This window comes from Nitrobacter sp. 62-13 (genome assembly GCF_001896955.1).
Taxonomy (GTDB): Bacteria; Pseudomonadota; Alphaproteobacteria; order Rhizobiales; family Xanthobacteraceae; genus Nitrobacter.
This window is the reverse complement of the sequence record NZ_MKRN01000082.1, coordinates 1-306: the sequence shown is the minus strand read 5'-3', so window position 1 is coordinate 306 and position 306 is coordinate 1. Positions and strand designations below refer to the sequence as shown.

The window sequence follows — 306 nt, the reverse complement described above, 5'->3', positions numbered from 1 at the left end:
CGCGGCTTGATGCGCCGACATGACGGACCTTGGGACATGCCGAAGCGGACATGGCAAAGACGGCCCTGAAGCTCGAGGAAATGATCGACGGCGAGGCGCTTCGCCGCGACCTGGCCGCGCTTGCGGAAAGCGCGGATGGCTCCGCGCCCGAGTTGCGGCAGGCGGTCGTGGGCCTGCTCAAGGAGCGGCTCGCCGCCGGACGCCGCAAGGCCGAGGAACTGCTGCTCGCCGACGGCGGCGGCACGGCCTGCGCCACGCGGCTGTCGCATCTCATGGACGAGATCGTCCGTGCGCTCTACGATTTCG

Annotated in this window: 1 protein-coding gene; it reads left to right on the top strand. The window is 69.6% G+C overall.

Going from position 1 to position 306, the window contains the following annotated elements; genetic code table 11:
- Positions 1-50: 50 nt before the first annotated feature.
- The coding region (locus tag BGN91_RS07730) for a hypothetical protein (protein ID WP_292611996.1) at positions 51-306 on the top strand (256 nt) is incomplete at its 3' end.